Source organism: Streptomyces sp. NPDC034103 (assembly GCF_055575395.1).
In genome coordinates, this window is the sequence record NZ_JBVISS010000025.1 from 39,409 (window position 1) to 58,088 (window position 18,680).

The following is an 18,680-nucleotide window of genomic DNA, read 5'->3' on the forward strand; positions in this document are numbered from 1 at the left end:
TCCGTCGAGACGGGCGGCGGATGACGAGGATCGTGCCGTACGCCGTCAGTGGTGCAGGATCTTGGACAGGAAGTCCTTCGCGCGGTCGCTGCGCGGAGCGCTGAAGAACTGGTCCGGCACAGCCTCCTCGACGATGCGGCCGTCCGCCATGAACACCACCCGGTTCGCCGCCGAACGGGCGAATCCCATTTCGTGGGTGACGACGATCATGGTCATGCCGTCACGGGCGAGCTGCTGCATGACCTCGAGGACCTCGTTGATCATCTCGGGGTCGAGCGCCGAGGTGGGTTCGTCGAAGAGCATGACCTTGGGGTCCATGGCCAGCGCGCGGGCGATGGCGACACGCTGCTGCTGACCGCCGGAGAGCTGTGCGGGGTACTTGTCCGACTGGTTCGCCACACCGACCCGGTCGAGCAGGGAGCGGGCCTTGTCCTCGGCCTGCTTCTTGTCCGCCTTGCGGACCTTGATCTGGCCGAGCATCACGTTCTCGAGCACGGTCTTGTGCGCGAAGAGGTTGAAGGACTGGAAGACCATCCCGACGTCGGCGCGCAGCCGGGCCAGCTCCTTGCCCTCCGCGGGCAGGGGCTTGCCGTCGATGGCGATCGTCCCGGAGTCGATCGTCTCCAGGCGGTTGATGGTGCGGCACAGGGTGGACTTGCCGGACCCGGAGGGTCCGATGACCACGACGACCTCGCCGCGGGCGATCGTGAGATCGATGTCCTGGAGAACGTGCAACGCGCCGAAGTGCTTGTTGACGCTCTTCAGGACGACCAGTTCGCCGGTCGCGGCCATGTCTTCCTTGGCCACCGATACTTCGGTCATCGCTATCGGGCTCCGTCCTCCTCGGTTTCGGAGGACAGTAGTGACCCCACGCGACCTGCGTCATTACCTTTGAGGGGAATCTGAGCATCACGATCCGATAGCAATCGGACACGTGTCGTAGCAGTTGTGAGCAGGGCGCATATCGGCCGGGTAACGGAAGCGGCTCGCAACCGGAACCCACTTGACGCCGTCCTCTTCCATCAGCGTGACTGCACAGGGCGCACGCGCGCGTGTGCAGGCGTCGTTGTACACACCTGGAACGTAAGTTCTTCACCTATTCCGATCGTACGGCCGATGAACCGAAGGAGGCCCGGATGAGACTGCTTCTCGTAGAGGACGACAATCATGTCGCCGCCGCTCTGTCCGCGGTTCTGGCACGGCACGGTTTCGACGTCACCCACGCGCGCAGTGGCGAGGAAGCCCTCCAGGCACTGGTCCCGGAGGGCGCCGGCTTCGGGGTGGTCCTCCTCGACCTCGGCCTGCCCGACCAGGACGGGTACGAGGTCTGCGGCAAGATCCGCAAGCGCACCAGCACCCCGGTGATCATGGTCACGGCCCGCTCCGACGTCCGCTCCCGCATCCACGGCCTCAACCTCGGCGCCGACGACTACGTGGTGAAGCCGTACGACACCGGGGAGCTGCTCGCCCGCATCCACGCCGTCAGCCGTCGCACCGTCCACGAGGACGCCGCCGCGGACGGCGAGAGCGCGCTGCTCCTCGGCCCGGTCCGGATCGAGCTGCCGACCCGCCGGGTCAGCGTGGACGGTGCGGCCGTCCAGCTGACCCGCAAGGAGTTCGACCTGCTCGCCCTGCTGGCGCAGCGCCCCGGAGTCGTCTTCCGCCGGGAACAGATCATCAGCGAGGTGTGGCGCACCAGTTGGGAGGGGACCGGGCGCACCCTTGAGGTGCACGTCGCCTCCCTGCGCGCCAAGCTGCGCATGCCGGCCCTCATCGAGACCGTACGCGGCGTCGGCTACCGGCTCGTCGCGCCGTCGGCGTAGCGGGGCCGGGTGCGCACACGACTTCTCCCGCTGCTCATCGTCCTGATGGCGGCCGTGCTGCTGGCGCTCGGCGTCCCGCTCGCCGTCGGGGTGGCCGCGGCCCAGCAGCAGAAGGTGGTCGTCGACCGGATCGACGACACCGCGCACTTCGCGGCGCTCGCCCAGTACGTCACCGGCGAGGGCGGCGAGCGCCAGAGGACGCTGCAGAGCGAACTCGACAGCTACTACGAGGTCTACCGCATCCGCGTCGGCGTCTTCTACCAGAACAAGAGCATCATGGCCAACGCTCCCATGACCTTGTTCATCCCCGACGCGGGCGAGGTGCGGGAGGCGTTCGACGAGGCGCTGCTCAGCCGGCGCAGCGAGGACCCGCCGCAGGTCTTTCCCTGGCAGCGGGGCCGGATCGTGGTCGCCTCCCCGGTCATCAGGGACGGTGACGTCGTCGCGGTCGTCGTCACCGACTCGCCGACGGGGGAGATGCGTTCGCGGATCCTGCACGGCTGGCTGGTCATCGGCGCGGGCCTGATGGCCGCGATGCTGGTGGCCGTCGGCGCCGCCCTGAGGCTGACCGGGTGGGTGCTCCGCCCGGTGCGCGTGCTGGACGCCACCACGCACGCGATCGCGAGCGGCCGGTTGAAGTCCCGGGTCGCGGCCGCCGGCGGGCCACCGGAACTCCGGCGCCTGGCCCGGTCGTTCAACGAGATGGCGGACAACGTCGAGGACGTCCTGGAGCAGCAGCGTGCCTTCGTCGCCGACGCCTCGCACCAACTGCGCAACCCCCTCGCCGCGCTGCTGCTGCGCATCGAGCTGCTCGCCTTCGAACTCCCGGAGGGCAACCAGGAGATCGCCTCCGTGCAGACCGAGGGCAAGCGCCTCGCGCAGGTCCTCGACGACCTGCTCGACCTCGCCCTCGCCGAGCACACGGACGCCGACCTGCGCGTCACCGACATCGGCGCGCTGGCCTCCGAACGCGTCGCGGCCTGGGCCCCGACCGCCGAGGCCAAGGGCGTACGGCTGGTGGGCGACTGCCCGCCCACCACCGGCTGGGCCGATCCGGTCACCCTGTCCAGCGCGCTGGACGCGGTCATCGACAACGCCGTCAAGTTCACGCCCGAGGGCGAGTGCGTCGAGGTGACCGTCTCCTCCAACGGCGAGACCACGACCGTCGTCGTCACCGACAACGGTCCCGGTCTGACCGACGAGGAGCTGGCCCGTATCGGCGACCGCTTCTGGCGCAGCAACCGCCACCAGAACATCAAGGGCTCAGGCCTGGGCCTGTCCATCTCGCGGACCCTGCTGCACGCGGGCGGCGGCACGATCGCCTACGACCATCACGAACCGCACGGCCTGACGGTGACGGTGACGGTCCCCCGCAGCGGCGCTACGGCTTGACCGAGCGGTAGTAGCGCTGCGCGCCCTCGTGGAGTTGCAGGGGGGAGGTGTAGATCGCCGTGCGCAGGTCGACCAGCTGGGCGGAGTGCACCTTGGCGCCGATGTCGTCCCGGCTGCGGATCACGGTCCGGGTCAGCCACTCGGTGAGCCGCGGGTCCAGGTCCTTGCGGGTGATCAGCAGGTTGGAGACGGCGATCGTCGGTACGGCGTAGGCGTCCTGGCCGTGGTAGGCCGACTCGGGGATGTTGGTGGGGCGGTAGTAGCGGTTGGCGGCGCTCTGGGTGTGCAGCCTGGTGACGAAGTCGCCCTCGATCGGGACGAACTTGAAGGAGGACGTCCGCGCGAGCGTCTTCAGCCCGTTCGTCGGCAGCCCGCCGGACCAGAAGAACGCGTCGATGGTGTGACCAAGTTGGTCGGCGTCGTTGATCCCGTACGCGAACGGCTTGATGTCCTCGGCCGGATCGATGCCCGCCGCCTCCAGCACCCGGGTGGCGATCAGCCGCACGCCCGAGGTCTCCAGCCCTATGGCGACCCGCTTGCCCTTCAGATCGGCGACGGAGTCGATGGCGGAGTTCCGCGGGACGACGAGCTGGACGTAGTCGTCGTACAGGCGGGCGACACCGCGCAGCCGGGCGGCCCGCTCCGGGTTCTTGAGCGCGTACGACTCCACCGCGTCCGCCGCCGCGATGGCGAAGTCGGCCTCGCCGGACGCCACGCGCGCGACGTTGTCCTGCGACCCGTCGCTGGTCTCCAGGTCGACCTGGAGGTCGGGCATGTCCTTGGCGAACGCCTGGGTGAGGTCCTTGCCGTACTCCTCGTAGACCCCGCCCGTCGAACCGGTGCTGAAGACGATCTTTCCGCCCGGCGGCGCCTCGCCCGGCAGCAGCCACCACAGGAGCAGCCCGAAGACCACGAAACCGGCGGCCGCACCTTGCAGCGCCCGGCTCCTGCTCATACGGGGGAACAGCTTGGACATGCGGGGATCCTGCCAGCTGGGAGTGGCGGTGGCCAGGGCGGGGGTCACAGGGGAGGGGCTACGGGGGCGGCGAGTGGCGCGGCGGGGCGGCCTGGGCGCGGCGCGCGACGGGTGCGCGGCGGGGACGGCCTGGGCGGGGTGCGCGGCGGTGTCGGGTGGCTGGGGGCGGTGCCCGGCGGTGTCGGGTGGCTGGGGGCGGGGAGGAAGCCGGGCTGTCAGTGGTGATCGTTAGAGTCGCCGTATGAGTTCATCACCCGCCGACCTGGTCCGTGAGTTCCACCTGGCCTTCGGGCTGGACGCGCGCAGTACGCCGACCGCCGTCTCGCCGAAGCTGGCCGCGCACCGGGGCGAACTGCTCGCGGAGGAGGCCGCGGAGGTCGCCGAGGTGGCCGTTGAGGGTCCGCTGGACCGGCTGGCGCATGAACTCGCCGACGTGGTCTACGTCGCCTACGGCACGGCCCTCGTCCACGGCATCGACCTCGACGCGGTCATCGCCGAGATCCACCGCTCCAACATGACCAAGCTGGGCCCCGACGGCCACGTCACCCGCAGAGCCGACGGCAAGGTCCTCAAGGGGGACCACTACGAGGCTCCGGACGTGACGGGGGTGCTGCGCCGGCAGGGGTGGGTGCCGGAGGAGGCGGGCTGACGGGGCGCGGGCTGAGGGGGGTGCGGGCTGAGGAGGGTGCGGGCTGAGGGGGCGCGGACCACACTCCTGGCCGTCTACGCCCTGCGCGCCGGCTCACCTCTCCAACCCTCCAGCCGCCCGCGCCGCCCACTCCACCCTCCGCGCCCCCTCCACCTCAGTCCGCCACCGAAGCCTCCGCCACCGAAGCCTCCGGCACCGCCGTCGCCGTCTCCCCCGTCTCCCGGCGCTTTCCGAGGCGCCCCGCCCAGCGGGCGGCCAGGGGCTCCGTGTAGCGCGCGGTCAGGGGGCCGAGGACGACCAGGATCAGGACGTACGCCGTGGCCAGCGGGCCGAGGGACGGCTCGATGCCCGCGGTCACCGCGAGGCCGGCGATGACGATGGAGAACTCGCCGCGAGCCACGAGGGCCCCGCCCGTACGCCAGCGGCCCTTGACGGAGATCCCGGCGCGCCGGGCCGCCCAGTACCCGGTGGCGATCTTCGTCGCGGCGGTCACCAGCGCCAGCGCGAGCGCGGGCAGCAGGACCGGCGGGATGCTCGCCGGGTCGGTGTGGAGCCCGAAGAAGACGAAAAAGACCGCCGCGAACAGGTCCCGCAGCGGGCTCAGCAGCGTGTGCGCGCCCTCCGCGACCTCCCCGGACAGCGCGATGCCGACCAGGAAGGCACCCACCGCCGCCGACACCTGGAGCTGCTGGGCGACGCCCGCGACCAGGATCGTCAGTCCCAGCACCACGAGGAGCAGCTTCTCCGGGTCGTCGCTGGAGACGAAACGGGAGATCAGACGGCCGTAGCGGACCGCCACGAACAGCACCAGACCCGCCGCCCCCAGCGCGATCGCCAGGGTCAGGCTGCCGGCCAGCAGCCCGGCGCCTGCCACCAGCGCGGTCACGATCGGCAGGTACACCGCCATCGCCAGGTCCTCCAGGACCAGCACGCTGAGGATCACCGGCGTCTCCCGGTTGCCCACCCGGCCGAGGTCGCCGAGCACCTTCGCGATGACGCCGGACGAGGAGATCCAGGTGACGCCCGCGAGGACCACGGCGGCCACCGGGCCCCAGCCCAGCAGCAGCGCGGCCAGGGCACCGGGGACCGCGTTCAGGGCGCAGTCGACCAGCCCGGAGGGGTAGTGGGCCTTGAGGTTGGTGACCAGGTCGCCCGCCGAGTACTCCAGGCCGAGCATCAACAGCAGCAGGATGACGCCGATCTCGGCACCGATGGAGACGAACTCCTCGCTCGCGCCCAGCGGCAGCAGCCCGCCCTCACCGAAGGCGAGCCCGGCGAGGAGGTAGAGCGGGATCGGGGAGATCCGGAAGCGGGCGGCGAACCGGCCGAGCAGGCCGAGGCCGAGGATGATGGAACCGAACTCGATCAGCAGGACCGCGGAGTGCACCGGTTCACTCCCGCCCGAGGATCGCCGCGGCGGCGTCGACGCCCTCACGCGTACCGACGACGATCAGCGTGTCCCCGCCCGCGAGGCGGAAGTCCGGAGCCGGGGACGGGATCGCCTCGGCCCGCCGCAGCACCGCCACCACCGAGGCGCCCGTATCGGTCCGCATCCGGGTCTCGCCCAGTACCCGCCCGTTCCAGCGTGAGGCCGCGGCCACCTCGATCCGCTCGGCGACCAGTCCCAGATCCGTGGTGTAGAGCAGGCTCGGGCTGTGGTGCGAGGGCTTCAGGGCGTCGATCAGCGAACCCCGCCTCCGCTCCGGTCAGCCGCAGCGACTGCGCGCAGGAGTCGGGGTCGTCGGCCCGGTACACGCTGACCGTCCGGGCACCGTCGCGGTGCGCCACCACGGACAGATGGCGGTGTTCGCGCGTCACGAGGTCGTACTGGACCCCGATCCCCGGCAGCGGCGTCGCCCTCAGGCGCGGTACAGACACGTTTCTCCTCCGGTACTGGGCCCATGTACTGAGCGTGATGGTGGGTGCCGAGTCCGCCATGCTTCCATCCGCCCGTACGGTGGCGATATGGGTGACGGCACGCATATACGCGACCCGCACGGGGCGATGAGACTGGTCCGGGAGAGACGAGAAGAGAAGGGCGGGACCGGGCACGTGTCACTGTTCTGGCGGATCTTCTCGCTCAACGCCGCCGGTCTCGTCGTCGCCGCGGCCCTGCTGCTCGGCCCGGTCACCGTGTCGACCCCGGTCCGGCGGGCCGAGGCCCTGGTCGTACTCCTCGGCCTGGTCGTGCTGCTGGTCGCCAACGCCCTGGTCCTGCGGATCGGCCTCGCCCCGCTCAAGAGGCTCGGCCGGGCCATGTCCACCGCCGACCTGCTGCGCCCGGGCGCCCGCGCGGACGTCGCCGGTCCCGCCGAAGCCGCCGAGCTCATCACGACGTACAACACCATGCTCGACCGGCTGGAGGCCGAGCGGGCCTCCGGAGCCGCCCGTGCCCTGTCCGCACAGGAGCGCGAACGGCACCGCATCGCGCGCGAGCTGCACGACGAGGTCGGCCAGACCCTGACCGCCGTCCTCCTCCAACTCAAGCGGGTCGCCGACCGGGCCCCCGAGGGACTGCGCGAGGAGGTGGCGCAGGCCCAGGAGGCCACCCGCGCGGGGCTCGACGAGATCCGTTTCATCGCCCGTCGGCTGCGCCCCGGCGTCCTGGAGGAACTCGGCCTGGCCAGCGCCCTGCGCTCGCTCGCCGGGGAGTTCAGCGCCCATGGCCTGACCGTGCGCCATCACGTCCCCGGCGGTCTGCCGCCCCTGACCGAGGAGTCGGAACTCGTGCTCTACCGGGTCGCCCAGGAGGGCCTCACCAACACCGCCCGGCACGCCGCCGCCGACCACGCCGAGGTCCGCCTCCAGCAGGTCGACAGTGGTGTCGAGCTGCTCGTCCGGGACAACGGCAAGGGGCTGGGCGACGCACCGGAAGGCGCCGGGATACGGGGTATGCGGGAGCGGGCGCTGCTCATAGGGGCGGCCCTCACGGTCGGCCCGGCACCGGGCGGCGGCACGGACGTGCGCCTGTGCGTCGGGGGCCCGCGGTGACCCCGAAAACCCCTGTCCGTGTCCTGCTCGCCGACGACCACACCCTCGTACGACGAGGAGTGCGCCTCATCCTCGACGGCGAGGACGACCTCACGGTCGTCGCCGAGGCCGGTGACGGCGCGGAGGCCGTCGAGCTGGCACGCGCGCGTGACGTCGATCTCGCGGTCCTGGACATCGCCATGCCCCGGATGACCGGCCTCCAGGCGGCCCGCGAACTCTCCCGCCGCCTGCCCGACCTGCGCATCCTGATCCTGACGATGTACGACAACGAGCAGTACTTCTTCGAGGCCCTCAAGGCCGGCGCCAGCGGTTACGTCCTCAAGTCCGTCGCCGACCGCGACCTGGTCGAGGCGTGCCGCGCGGCGGTGCGCGACCGGCCGTTCGTCTACCCGGGTGCCGAACGCGCCCTGGTCCGCTCCTACCTCGACCGCCTCCACCGCGGCGACGCCCTGCCCGAACGGGCCGTCACCGAGCGCGAGGAGGAGATCCTCAAGCTCGTCGCCGAGGGCCACACCTCCAAGGAGATCGGCGAGATGCTGTTCATCAGCGCGAAGACCGTCGAGCGGCACCGCGCGAACCTGCTCCAGAAGCTGGGCATACGCGACCGGCTGGAACTCACCCGGTACGCGATACGCGCGGGCCTGATCGAGCCCTGACCCCCCGGTTGTCCACAGGGCGACCGGAGCCCGCCCCGGCACCGCCTACCCTTGTCACATGAGCAGCATCGACCGGAGCCAGGCAGTGGACGTCTCCTCCTCTTCCAAGACCTACGAAGTGCGCACCTACGGGTGCCAGATGAACGTCCACGATTCCGAGCGATTGTCCGGTCTGCTCGAGGACGCCGGCTACGTCCGCGCGCCCGAGGGCTCCGACGGCGACGCCGACGTCGTCGTGTTCAACACCTGCGCGGTGCGGGAGAACGCCGACAACCGGCTGTACGGCAACCTCGGCCGCCTCGCGCCCATGAAGACCAAGCGCCCCGGGATGCAGATCGCGGTCGGCGGCTGTCTGGCTCAGAAGGACCGCGACACCATCGTGTCGAAGGCGCCCTGGGTCGACGTCGTCTTCGGCACGCACAACATCGGCAAGCTGCCCGTCCTGCTGGAACGCGCGCGCGTGCAGGAGGAGGCGCAGGTCGAGATCGCCGAGAGCCTGGAGGCGTTCCCGTCGACCCTTCCGACCCGCCGTGAGAGCGCCTACGCGGCCTGGGTGTCGATCTCCGTCGGCTGCAACAACACCTGCACCTTCTGCATCGTCCCGGCGCTGCGCGGCAAGGAGAAGGACCGCCGCACCGGCGACATCCTCGCCGAGATCGAGGCCCTGGTCGCCGAGGGCGTCTCGGAGATCACGCTGCTCGGCCAGAACGTCAACGCCTACGGCTCCGACATCGGCGACCGTGAGGCGTTCAGCAAGCTGCTGCGGGCCTGCGGCAAGATCGAGGGCCTGGAGCGCGTGCGCTTCACCTCCCCGCACCCGCGCGACTTCACCGACGACGTGATCTCGGCCATGGCCGAGACACCGAACGTGATGCCGCAGCTGCACATGCCGCTCCAGTCCGGCTCGGACACGGTCCTGAAGGCGATGCGCCGCTCGTACCGGCAGGAGCGTTTCCTCGGGATCATCGAGAAGGTGCGCGCCGCGATGCCGGACGCGGCGATCTCCACCGACATCATCGTGGGCTTCCCCGGCGAGACCGAGGAGGACTTCGAGCAGACCATGCACGTGGTCCGCGAGGCCCGCTTCACCAACGCCTTCACCTTCCAGTACTCCAAGCGCCCCGGCACCCCCGCGGCCACCATGGAGGGCCAGATCCCCAAGGAGGTCGTCCAGGCGCGCTACGAGCGTCTCGTCGCCCTCCAGGAGGAGATCTCCTGGGAGGAGAACAAGAAGCAGGTCGGCCGCACGCTCGACCTCATGGTCGCCGAGGGCGAGGGCCGCAAGGACGGCACCACCCACCGCCTCTCCGGCCGCGCTCCCGACAACCGCCTGGTCCACTTCACCAAGCCGGCCGAGGAGGTCCGCCCCGGCGACGTGGTCACGGTCGAGATCACCTACGCCGCCCCGCACCACCTCCTCGCCGAGGGCGAGGTCCTGAAGGTCCGCCGCACCCGAGCGGGCGACGCCTGGGAGAAGCGCAACGCCGCCGAGGCGGCGAAGCCGGCGGGCGTGCTGCTGGGCCTGCCGAAGATCGGCGTACCGGAACCGCTGCCGGCGGCGACGGGGGGCTGCGCGGTCGACTGAGCGCGCGCCATACTCGTCGTGGCGACGAGGGACGGGGAGAGGCATGCCGCGCTGGGTGGTCGTGGTGCAGGCCGGGTACGGGGAGTCGTACAGCCTCGACGAGGTGGAGCACATCGAGGACACCCTCGAACGGGCCCGCGCGAGGCTGTACGAGATCGCCTGCACCCACAGCCCGCGGTCCCGGCGGCGGCAGAAGAGCCGACGGGTCTACCGGATCGGCGACGGGGACGCGTACTACGCCACCATCGAAGGCAGGCTGGTCACACAGCACGTGCTGTACCGGCTGGCCGAACTGGCGTGGAGCACCGACACCGAGCCGAACCCCTGGCAGTAGGCTGCCGATCATGCTGGTCGCCGCCGCCGTCTGCCCCTGTCCGCCGCTCCTCGTGCCCGAGGTCGCCGCGGGTGCCGCACCCGAGCTGGACTCCGCGCGGGCCGCGTGCACGGACGCCCTCGGCGTGCTCGCCGCCGCCCGGCCGGACCTGCTCGTGGTGATCGGCCCCGCCGAGGAGAACGGTCGCGGCACGCACGCGGAGGGAACGCGCGGCTCCTTCCGGGGCTTCGGTGTCGACCTCGACGTACGACTGGGCGCGGACCGGGACGGGCGGCCGGGCGCGGACCCGGGCGGTCGACCGGGTGCGGACCCGGGCGAGGTGTCCGCGCGCGCCCTGCCGCTCTCGCTCGCCGTGGCCGCGTGGCTGCTGGAACGCGTCGGCTGGTCGGGTGCCCCGATCGAGGGACTCGGTGTGGGGGAACCCCTGGCCGCCGAGCGGTGTATCCATGTCGGGAGGGACATCGCCGCGCGGGCCGAGCGTGTGGCGCTGCTGGTCATGGGCGACGCCAGCGCCTGCCGCACGCTCAAGGCGCCGGGTTACCTCGACGAGCGGGCGGCACCCTTCGACGCGCGGGTCGCGCGTGCGCTGGCGGCGGCGGACGTGGCGGCCCTCCAAGCGCTGGACACCGAGCTGGCGTACGAGCTCAAGGCGTCCGGGCGGGCCCCCTGGCAGGTCCTCGCGGGCGCGGCCGAGGGCGCGGGCCTGGACGGCCGACTGCTGTACGACGACGCGCCCTACGGCGTGGGGTACCTGGTCGCGGCCTGGTCCTGACGGCTCGGGAAACGGCGGACGGCCGGGAGGTCCGAAACCTCGCGGCCGTCCGTCGATGTGCCGTTCAGGAAGCGGGCGGTGGTGCGGACGGGGGCGTGGTGGGGCCGCCGCTCATGCCGCCGCCCATGCCGCCGCCCATGCCGTCGTCCTTGTGCGCGAGTCGGTCCATGGCGTCCTTGGCCTTGCCCGTGCCCGTCTGGATCTTGCCGCTGTACTTGCCCTTGGTCTTCTCGTCGACCACCTTCGCGGCCTTGTCGAGACCGTGCTGGATCTTGTCCCCGTGCTGCTGAGCGAGGCCGGAGACCTTTCCCTTGGCCGGGCTGAGCTTGGCTTTCAAATTGTCCAGGAGACCCATCGTTCACCTTCCCGCGCGGGGGCAGTTACGTGCGGGCGCTGTCGCCGGCGTCACGGTCGGCCGCCTCTTCGGCGGACTGCTGTTTGGGGATGTCGACGCCCTCGGCGGCACCGGACTCGACGGACTCCGTAGCCGTCGGCTCGGCCGGCTTCCCGGCCTCGGACTCGGCCTTGGGCTCTGTCCCGGCCGGCTCCTTCGCCGCTGTCGCCTCCTCCACCTCGGGCTCGGCCGTCAGTGGGGCGGCTCCCGCCTCGGTGGTCGACGTCTCCTCCGTAGCCTTCGACCTCCGAAGAAGTCGTGCGAAAACACCCATATCCACTCCATACGGTACTTGTGCGGGGGAAAACCCGCCTTGCCCGGTGCGTCCGTTTGCGCCATCCCGGGTGCCGCCTCTCGAAACCGGCGGCGAAAACCACGCAACAGGCAACGACCCCGAGCGCGTGCCGTCACGTAACTCGTTCGAGGCCATACCCTGACGTTTGCGAGACTGGGGCGGTGAGCAGCGCACCCCCCGCCCCCCGCGTCATCGCCGTCGTCGGACCGACCGCGGCCGGAAAGTCCGATCTGGGAGTTTTCCTGGCCCGACGTCTCGGCGGCGAGGTCGTCAACGCCGACTCCATGCAGCTCTACCGAGGGATGGACATCGGCACCGCCAAGCTGACGCCCGAGGAGCGCGACGGCGTCCCACACCATCTGCTGGACATCTGGGACGTGACTGTCACCGCCTCCGTCGCCGAGTACCAGCGGCTCGCGCGCGAGCGGATCGACGCGCTGCTCGCCGAGGGACGCTGGCCGATCCTCGTCGGCGGCTCCGGCCTGTACGTCCGCGGCGCCGTCGACAACCTCGAGTTCCCCGGCACCGACCCCGACGTCAGGGCCCGCCTCGAGGAGGAGCTCACGCTCCGCGGCTCCGGCGCCCTGCACGCCCGCCTGGCCGCCGCCGACCCCGAGGCCGGCCGGGCGATCCTGCCCAGCAACGGCCGTCGGATCGTTCGGGCGCTCGAGGTCATCGAGATCACCGGCCGGCCCTTCACCGCCAACCTCCCCGGCCACGACTCGGTCTACGACACCCTCCAGATCGGCGTCGACGTCGCGCGCCCCGAGCTCGACGAGCGCATCGCGCGCCGGGTCGACCGGATGTGGGACGCGGGCCTGGTCGACGAGGTACGGGAGCTTGAGGCGCACGGGTTGCGCGAGGGGCGGACGGCCTCGCGCGCGCTCGGGTACCAGCAGGTGCTCGCGGCGCTCGCCGGGGAGTGCACGCTCGAGGAGGCGCGGGAGGAGACCGTCCGTGCCACCAAGCGCTTCGCGCGCCGCCAGGATTCGTGGTTCAGGCGCGATCCCCGGGTGCATTGGCTGAGTGGGGCTGCGGCGGATCTCACAGAACTTCCGCGGCTCGCACTGGCGTTGGTCGAACGACCGGTTACAGCCTGATCACGTCCTGGCATCGGGACGCTCCGGCCGTCATCCCGGCCTCCGGCGCCGTGCCATTATCGAGCTTCGATCGACCAAGTGAAGTCCGAGTTGGGAGGGCGCGTGGCGATGGAGGCCGGCCCTCGCGACACCGCACACGGCACCGAGCCCCTCACCGTCGACAGCGGTGAACCGGAGCAGGACGAGGACCGTCTGAGCCCTGACGGGCCCGACGAGACGCCGGACGGCGTCACAGCCGACGGTCCCGAGCCCGAGGAGATGTTCCCGGGCGGCCCGGAGGTAGAGGTCGAGCTGCGTCCGCAGCGCCGGATGCGTATCTGGCAGCTGGCGCCCATCGTCTCCCTGGCCGCGGTCGGCTCCCTGATGTTCGCCTTCCCGCTCGCCTTCGACTTCGGTGACAGCGGGGCCGTGATCGCCATGCTCGGCCTGCTGATCTGCTCGTGCGCGGCGGGCTGGGGCATGATGGCCGCCCGTCGCGTCGGGTACACGTGGCCCGGCTGGCCGCAGCGGGGCTCCGGGCGGCGCCCGGACTGGCGCGTGGTGCTGCTGTACGCCGTGGCCGTCGCCGCCGTGATCGCGCTGGCCGTCCTCCGCGTGGCCCGGCTGCGCTGACCTGCACGCGCGTGGCACGACGTACGGCCACGCGCGCGTACGGACGCCGCGCGACGGTCCGTGACCCGGTGTCGTACCCACCCCGTACGATCGAGGGATGAGCACGCGGATCGCCTTCCTCAAGGGCCACGGCACCGAGAACGACTTCGTGATCGTCCCGGACCACGAGAACGCCGTAGACCTGTCCCCGGCCGCCGTGGCCGCCCTGTGCGACCGCCGCGCGGGTATCGGCGCCGACGGCGTGCTGCACGTCGTGCGGTCCGCCGCGCACCCCGAGGCCCGGCACATGGCGGCCGAGGCGGAGTGGTTCATGGACTACCGCAACGGCGACGGCTCGATCGCGGAGATGTGCGGCAACGGCGTCCGGGTCTTCGCGCGCTACCTCCAGCACGCCGGACATGTCACCGAGGGCGACCTGGCGATCGCCACGCGCGGGGGCGTGAAGTCCGTGCACCTCGCCAAGAACGGCGACGTCACCGTCGGCATGGGCAAGGCCCGCCTCCCCGAGGGCGAGGTCACCGTCAGCGTCGGCGAGCGCAGCTGGCCCGCGCGGAACGTGAACATGGGCAACCCGCACGCCGTGGCCTTCGTGGACGACCTCGCCCACGCGGGCACCCTGTACTCCCCGCCGCCCTTCAGCCCGGCCGCCGCGTACCCCGAAGGGGTCAACGTGGAGTTCGTCGTGGACCGCGGCCCCCGTCACGTCGCCCTGCGCGTGCACGAGCGCGGCTCCGGCGAGACCCGGTCGTGCGGCACGGGCGCGTGCGCGGTCGCTGTGGCCACCGCCCGCAGGGACGGCGCGGACCCGGCCGTGACCGGGACCCCGGTGACGTACACCGTCGACGTGCCCGGCGGCACCCTCGTGATCACCGAGCGGCCCGACGGCGAGATCGAGATGACCGGCCCCGCCGTGATCGTGGCCGAGGGCACGATCGACACGGAATGGCTGGAAAGCGCGGCCCGCTGACCGTGTAAATCGACGGGTCCGGTGGTAGCGGGTGCTCGGATTCGCAGCTCGGGGCGTGCCGGGACCGTCTGAAACGACGGACAACCGCAGGTCAGCTGGCGCGAAACCGTAAACCTGGAAATCGTCGCTCGAATGGGTGATCCGTTTCACGCTCGACGAGAGGCGGTCAGCCGCACGTGGTGGGCTCGGTAGCATCAAGCACCGGCCCGGACGGGGGATTGATGCCATCCCCTGAGCCGTGTCCGCCCTGGGGCACCCCGTCCGCCGGTTGACGCAGCCGGAGGTGCCCATGAGTGCGGAGGCCACGAACCCCGCGACCCCAGGTCCGGTAACGGGACCCGCGGCCCGCTGGCGGGCGCGGATCGACCTGCGCCGCCTGGGCCGCGCCGCCCTGCTCGGCCCGACCGCGCGCGACCGGATGCCCGACGCCATCGGCCATGTCGCGGAGGCCCACCGCGCCCACCACCCCGACGCCGACCTCGAACCGTTGCGCCGCGCCTACGTCCTCGCCGAGTCCTCGCACCGCGGCCAGATGCGCAAGAGCGGTGAGCCGTACATCACGCACCCGCTCGCCGTGACCCTGATCCTCGCCGAGCTCGGCGCCGAGACCACGACCTTGACCGCCTCCCTGCTCCACGACACCGTCGAGGACACCGAGGTGACGCTCGATCAGGTCAGGGAGCAGTTCGGCGAGGAGGTCCGTTTCCTCGTCGACGGCGTCACGAAGCTGGAGAAGGTCGACTACGGCGCCGCCGCCGAGCCGGAGACCTTCCGCAAGATGCTCGTCGCCACCGGCAACGACGTCCGCGTGATGTCGATCAAACTCGCCGACCGGCTGCACAACATGCGCACCCTCGGCGTGATGCGGCCCGAGAAACAGGAACGCATCGCCAAGGTCACCCGTGACGTCCTCATCCCGCTCGCCGAACGGCTCGGCGTGCAGGCGCTCAAGACCGAACTGGAAGACCTGGTCTTCGCGATCCTGCACCCCGAGGAGTACGAGCACACGCGGGAGCTGATCGTCGACAACGCCTCCCGCGCGGACGACCCCCTCGCCGACATCGCCGACGAGGTGCGTGGCGTGCTGCGCGACGCCGGCATCCCGGCCGAAGTCGTCATCCGGCCACGGCACTTCGTCTCCGTGCACCGCGTCGCCCGCAAGCGCGGCCAGCTGCGCGGCGTCGACTTCGGCCGACTGCTGGTCCTGGTCAACGAGGACGCCGACTGTTACGGCGTCCTCGGAGAGCTCCACACCTGCATGACGCCCGTCGTCTCGGAGTTCAAGGACTTCATCGCCGTACCGAAGTTCAACCTGTACCAGTCACTGCACACCGCGGTCGCGCGCGGTGACGGTCAGATCGCCGAAGTCCTCATCCGCACCCACCAGATGCACAAGGTCGCCGAGGCCGGTGTCGTCGCGCTCCGCAATCCCTACGCGCCCCCTTCGGAGGAGCCCCTGGACGGCGAGCGCGAGGACCCGACCCGTCCCGGCTGGCTCTCCCGCCTCCTCGACTGGCAGGAGGCCGCGCCCGACCCGGACACGTTCTGGTCCACACTCCGCGAGGACCTCGCCCAGGACCGCGAGATCACCGTGTTCCGGCCCGACGGCGGGACCCTGGGCCTGCCCGAGGGAGCGACCTGTGTGGACGCCGCCTACGCGCAGTACGGCGAGGACGCGCACGCGTGCATCGGCGCCCGCGTGAACGGCCGGCTGGCGACCCTGAGCACCGTTCTGCGGGACGGTGACACCGTCCAGCTCCTCATGGGCCAGGACCCGGCCTCCGAGCCCTCCAGGGAGTGGCTGGAGCACGCGCACACACCCGCCGCGCGGATCGCCATCCAACGTTGGATCGCGACCCACCCCTCGCCCGAGGAGCCGCAGGAGGCCGACGCGCCCGCGGAGCGCGAGGTCGCCCCGCGCGCGGCCGCCGAGACGCCGGCCGCGGACACCCCGGCTCTGCGCCCGGGCGGCGCCGACGTCCTCGTCGACCCGCCGGGCGCCACCGTGCGGCTCGCCGGGTGCTGCACCCCCGTACCGCCCGACGACATCACCGGATTCGCGGTGCGCGGGGGAGTGGTCACCGTGCACCGGGTCGAGTGCCCGGCGGTGGCGCGCATGACGGAGGCGGGGCGCGCGGAGGTCGCCGTGCGCTGGGGCGAGACCGCCGGCTGCCGGGTCACACTCTTCGCCGAATCGTTCGGCCGCCCCCATCTGCTCGCCGACCTCACCGAGGCCATGGCCCTCGAAGGCGCCGAGATCGTCTCCGCGACCGTCGAACCCCCCAGCCAGCAGCGGGTCCGCCACACCTACACCGTCGAACTCCCGGACGCGGCCCTGCTGCCCACACTCATGCGGGCCATGCGGAACGTCCCCGGGGTGTACGACGTGAGCAGGGCGCAGACGACGAACGCGTGAGAGCGCGGTACGCGCGCCCCGCGCCCCCGGCGCCCCCTCGGCGTCACTCCGGACACCCTTGAGCGTCCACGCCCGCATCCCACCAGACCGTTACTCGTTCGGGTGGGCCGGGCGCGAGTCGGCGCCGTGCGGCGCGCGCGCACTGGTAGCGGTGGTGCATGCTGCTCACCCCCCACGCCAGGAGCCCGCGCCGGCTGAAGGCGGCCGCGCTGCTCGCCTCCGCCGTGTCCGTCTGCCTCGTCGCCGCAAGCGCCCCCGCCACCCCGCTGGGCGTCGGCGACCGCCTCTTCCCACACCTGGGCAACCCCGGGTACGACGTGGCGTCGTACGACCTCTCCTTCACCTATCCCGGCTCCAACAGCAAGCCACTGAAGGCCGTCACCACGATCGACGCCTGGACGACGACCTCCTTGGACCGCGTCAACCTCGACTTCGCGCACGGCACGGTCGAGTCCGTGGAGGTCGACGGCGACCAGGCGTCCTTCGCCGACGCCGGTGAGGACCTGGTGGTCACCCCCGAGGAGCCGCTGCCCGGCGGCAGCTGGACGCGGATCACCGTGCGGCACACCAGCGACCCCGTGTCCGCCGGGAACCGGGACGGCGGCTGGGTCCGGACCACGGACGGCCTCGCCATGGCCAACCAGGCCGACGCCGCCCACCTGGTCTTCCCGTGCAACGACCACCCCTCCGACAAGGCGATGTTCACCATCAGGGTCACCGCGCCCGACGGGTACACCGCCGTCGCCAACGGACTGCCGACCGGCGTGGACCGGGTCGCCGGGCAGACCACCTGGACGTACCGGACCCAGCACCCCATGGCGACCGAGCTCGCGCAGGTCTCCATCGGCCGTTCCACCGTGCTGCACCGCACCGGACCGCACGGACTGCCGATCCGTGACGTGGTGCCCACCAAGCACCGCGCGGCGCTCGAACCCTGGCTGGAGAAGACGCCGGACCAGATCCACTGGATGGAGGGCAAGGTCGGGCGCTACCCCTTCGAGACGTACGGCCTGCTCATGGCCGACGCCGACACCGGCTTCGAACTCGAGACGCAGACCCTCTCCCTCTTCGAGAGGAAGCTGTTCACCGAGCCCGCCTACCCCAAGTGGTATGTCGAGTCGATCATGGTCCACGAACTGGCCCACCAGTGGTTCGGTGACAGCGTCAGCCCCCGCAACTGGTCCGACCTGTGGCTCAACGAGGGACACGCCACCTGGTACGAGGCCCTGTACTCCGATGAGAAGGCCGGCAAGTCCATGGAGGCGCGGATGAAGGCCGCGTACGGCGCCTCCGACCGCTGGCGCGCCGCGGGAGGCCCCCCGGCCGAGCCCAAGGAGCCCGACGCCGGCCAGAAGATCAGCATCTTCCGCCCCAACGTGTACGACGGCGCCGCGCTGGTCCTCTACGCCCTGCGCCAGGAGATCGGCCGCCCGGCCTTCGCGGAACTGGAGCGGGCCTGGGTGAACCGCCACGAGGACGGGGTCGCCACGACCGCCGACTTCGTCGCGCTCGCCGAGGAGATCTCCGACCGCGACCTGGGCGGATTCTTCCAGGACTGGCTCTACGGCGAGAAGACGCCGCCGATGCCGGGCCACCCGGGGTGGAAGTCGGTGGCGCCGGCGAAGGCGCCCGCCAAGGCATCCGCGAAGGCACCCGCCGGGACGCCCGCGAAATAAGGCGATGACGAGACGGGCCGTGCCGTGCGACCATCTTCGGGT

At 71.5% G+C, this 18,680-nt stretch carries 18 protein-coding genes and 1 pseudogene; 13 read left to right on the forward strand and 6 right to left on the reverse strand.

The window, feature by feature from the left end:
* Nucleotides 1-45: 45 nt before the first annotated feature.
* Nucleotides 46-822 (reverse strand): amino acid ABC transporter ATP-binding protein, encoded by a 777-nt coding sequence (locus ACZ56U_RS38230; protein WP_469088543.1) that lies wholly within the window; start codon nucleotides 820-822, stop codon nucleotides 46-48.
* A 314-nt stretch (nucleotides 823-1,136) separates the two neighbouring features.
* Here ACZ56U_RS38230 and ACZ56U_RS38235 point away from each other — a divergent pair, with 314 nt between their 5' ends.
* On the forward strand, nucleotides 1,137-1,823 hold the full coding sequence (locus tag ACZ56U_RS38235) for a response regulator transcription factor (protein WP_469088544.1): 687 nt from the start codon (nucleotides 1,137-1,139) through the stop codon (nucleotides 1,821-1,823).
* A 9-nt stretch (nucleotides 1,824-1,832) separates the two neighbouring features.
* Nucleotides 1,833-3,215: a sensor histidine kinase gene (locus tag ACZ56U_RS38240; protein WP_469088545.1), complete on the forward strand. Its 1,383-nt coding sequence runs from the start codon at nucleotides 1,833-1,835 to the stop codon at nucleotides 3,213-3,215.
* On the opposite strand, the gene ACZ56U_RS38245 is transcribed toward ACZ56U_RS38240, so the two are convergent.
* A complete protein-coding gene (locus tag ACZ56U_RS38245) occupies nucleotides 3,205-4,191 on the reverse strand; it encodes a TAXI family TRAP transporter solute-binding subunit (protein WP_469088546.1) in 987 nt (328 codons plus the stop codon). The genes ACZ56U_RS38240 and ACZ56U_RS38245 overlap by 11 nt on opposite strands.
* Nucleotides 4,192-4,432: 241 nt before the next feature.
* On the opposite strand from ACZ56U_RS38245, the gene ACZ56U_RS38250 reads away from it, so the two are divergent.
* Complete coding sequence (locus ACZ56U_RS38250) at nucleotides 4,433-4,840, forward strand: pyrophosphohydrolase domain-containing protein (protein WP_469088547.1); 408 nt, start codon at nucleotides 4,433-4,435, stop codon at nucleotides 4,838-4,840.
* Between the two features lie 154 nt (nucleotides 4,841-4,994).
* On the opposite strand, the gene ACZ56U_RS38255 is transcribed toward ACZ56U_RS38250, so the two are convergent.
* Nucleotides 4,995-6,227: a cation:proton antiporter gene (locus ACZ56U_RS38255; RefSeq protein ID WP_469088548.1), complete on the reverse strand. Its 1,233-nt coding sequence runs from the start codon at nucleotides 6,225-6,227 to the stop codon at nucleotides 4,995-4,997.
* A gap of 4 nt (nucleotides 6,228-6,231) precedes the next feature.
* Nucleotides 6,232-6,718 (reverse strand): annotated as a pseudogene (locus ACZ56U_RS38260) (cation:proton antiporter regulatory subunit).
* 174 nt (nucleotides 6,719-6,892) lie between these two features.
* On the opposite strand from ACZ56U_RS38260, the gene ACZ56U_RS38265 reads away from it, so the two are divergent.
* The 5 genes from ACZ56U_RS38265 to ACZ56U_RS38285 are packed head-to-tail and all read left to right on the forward strand — an operon-like array spanning nucleotide 6,893 to nucleotide 11,178.
* Nucleotides 6,893-7,831 carry a HAMP domain-containing sensor histidine kinase gene (locus ACZ56U_RS38265; protein WP_469088568.1) on the forward strand — a complete coding sequence of 313 codons (939 nt, stop codon included), beginning with the start codon at nucleotides 6,893-6,895 and terminating at the stop codon, nucleotides 7,829-7,831.
* On the forward strand, nucleotides 7,828-8,487 hold the full coding sequence (locus ACZ56U_RS38270) for a response regulator (RefSeq protein WP_469088549.1): 660 nt from the start codon (nucleotides 7,828-7,830) through the stop codon (nucleotides 8,485-8,487). Before ACZ56U_RS38265 ends, ACZ56U_RS38270 begins: the two co-directional genes overlap by 4 nt.
* A gap of 58 nt (nucleotides 8,488-8,545) precedes the next feature.
* Nucleotides 8,546-10,072, forward strand: a complete 1,527-nt coding sequence (gene miaB, locus ACZ56U_RS38275) for a tRNA (N6-isopentenyl adenosine(37)-C2)-methylthiotransferase MiaB (protein WP_469088550.1) — start codon at nucleotides 8,546-8,548, stop codon at nucleotides 10,070-10,072.
* 43 nt (nucleotides 10,073-10,115) lie between these two features.
* Nucleotides 10,116-10,406, forward strand: coding sequence for a hypothetical protein (locus ACZ56U_RS38280; protein ID WP_469088551.1), 291 nt, complete (start codon nucleotides 10,116-10,118; stop codon nucleotides 10,404-10,406).
* A 10-nt stretch (nucleotides 10,407-10,416) separates the two neighbouring features.
* Nucleotides 10,417-11,178: a class III extradiol dioxygenase subunit B-like domain-containing protein gene (locus ACZ56U_RS38285; RefSeq protein WP_469088552.1), complete on the forward strand. Its 762-nt coding sequence runs from the start codon at nucleotides 10,417-10,419 to the stop codon at nucleotides 11,176-11,178.
* Nucleotides 11,179-11,242: 64 nt separating this feature from the next.
* Here ACZ56U_RS38285 and ACZ56U_RS38290 read toward each other — a convergent pair whose 3' ends face one another.
* Both ACZ56U_RS38290 and ACZ56U_RS38295 read right to left on the reverse strand, forming a co-directional pair.
* On the reverse strand, nucleotides 11,243-11,533 hold the full coding sequence (locus ACZ56U_RS38290) for an antitoxin (RefSeq protein WP_469088553.1): 291 nt from the start codon (nucleotides 11,531-11,533) through the stop codon (nucleotides 11,243-11,245).
* Between the two features lie 25 nt (nucleotides 11,534-11,558).
* Complete coding sequence (locus ACZ56U_RS38295; protein WP_469088554.1) at nucleotides 11,559-11,846, reverse strand: hypothetical protein; 288 nt, start codon at nucleotides 11,844-11,846, stop codon at nucleotides 11,559-11,561.
* Nucleotides 11,847-12,028: 182 nt separating this feature from the next.
* Between ACZ56U_RS38295 and miaA the strand changes: the two genes are divergently transcribed.
* From miaA to ACZ56U_RS38320, 5 genes are all read left to right on the forward strand, one after another.
* Nucleotides 12,029-12,967, forward strand: coding sequence for a tRNA (adenosine(37)-N6)-dimethylallyltransferase MiaA (gene miaA / locus ACZ56U_RS38300; protein WP_469088555.1), 939 nt, complete (start codon nucleotides 12,029-12,031; stop codon nucleotides 12,965-12,967).
* A gap of 108 nt (nucleotides 12,968-13,075) precedes the next feature.
* Nucleotides 13,076-13,579 carry a hypothetical protein gene (locus ACZ56U_RS38305; RefSeq protein ID WP_469088569.1) on the forward strand — a complete coding sequence of 168 codons (504 nt, stop codon included), beginning with the start codon at nucleotides 13,076-13,078 and terminating at the stop codon, nucleotides 13,577-13,579.
* 97 nt (nucleotides 13,580-13,676) lie between these two features.
* Nucleotides 13,677-14,546 (forward strand): diaminopimelate epimerase, encoded by an 870-nt coding sequence (gene dapF, locus ACZ56U_RS38310; protein WP_469088556.1) that lies wholly within the window; start codon nucleotides 13,677-13,679, stop codon nucleotides 14,544-14,546.
* A 289-nt stretch (nucleotides 14,547-14,835) separates the two neighbouring features.
* The gene (locus ACZ56U_RS38315) at nucleotides 14,836-16,962 is read left to right on the forward strand and encodes a RelA/SpoT family protein (RefSeq protein WP_469088557.1); all 2,127 of its coding nucleotides are present in this window, start codon (nucleotides 14,836-14,838) and stop codon (nucleotides 16,960-16,962) included.
* Between the two features lie 158 nt (nucleotides 16,963-17,120).
* A complete protein-coding gene (locus ACZ56U_RS38320) occupies nucleotides 17,121-18,638 on the forward strand; it encodes a M1 family metallopeptidase (protein ID WP_469088558.1) in 1,518 nt (505 codons plus the stop codon).
* The last annotated feature ends 42 nt before the right edge of the window (nucleotides 18,639-18,680 follow it).